Origin of the sequence: Mycobacterium sp. WUMAC-067 (assembly GCF_020217485.1) — a bacterium.
Taxonomy (GTDB): domain Bacteria; phylum Actinomycetota; class Actinomycetes; order Mycobacteriales; family Mycobacteriaceae; genus Mycobacterium.
This window is the reverse complement of sequence record NZ_JAEKMI010000187.1, coordinates 1-526: the sequence shown is the minus strand read 5'-3', so window position 1 is coordinate 526 and position 526 is coordinate 1. Positions and strand designations below refer to the sequence as shown.

Genomic DNA, 526 nt, shown 5'->3' with positions numbered 1-526 from the left:
GGTATTGCGGCGGCGGACCGTATTTGGATCCGTCTTCTGTCTCTGTCGATCGCATGCCTTGTATCGTACCCAGCGTCGGCGGGACTGTCGGCACTGCCGCGCTGGCCGGCTTCATGGGCTGACGCTCAGCCGGGCGAGCTCGTGTCGCCAGGCGGTCGCGATGTTGAACGGCCCTCCGAGATCTGGCAGCTCCGCCATGTCGGGACCGGGAAGGTCGTGCAGCTGCCCTCCGGCTGCTGTGATCTGAAGCGACAGGCCTGCCAAGGTGTTTACGCTGATGGCTTGGAGGACCGCCTGCTCCATCGTCGGCGCCGCGCTGGTGAGGCCGTGTCCGCGCAGCAGCACCACGGGCCGATCGCCCATGGCGTCGAGCATTTCCGCTGCGAGCTCGCGGTTTCGCACGAGCACTCCTCTGGGGTAGACGGGTATTCCGTCTGCCGCCAGGCGGGTGCCCGGGATGTCGAACGCCCCGACGATCGGCCGGATAGCGAGCCCTGCCAAGTCGGCGGCCACGACCTGCGGGGGG

1 protein-coding gene is annotated in these 526 nt (G+C 68.1%); it reads right to left on the bottom strand.

What is annotated here, in order from left to right:
- Positions 1-111 precede the first annotated feature (111 nt).
- The coding region (locus JF781_RS28150) for a class II aldolase/adducin family protein (protein ID WP_225330688.1) at positions 112-526 on the bottom strand (415 nt) is incomplete at its 5' end.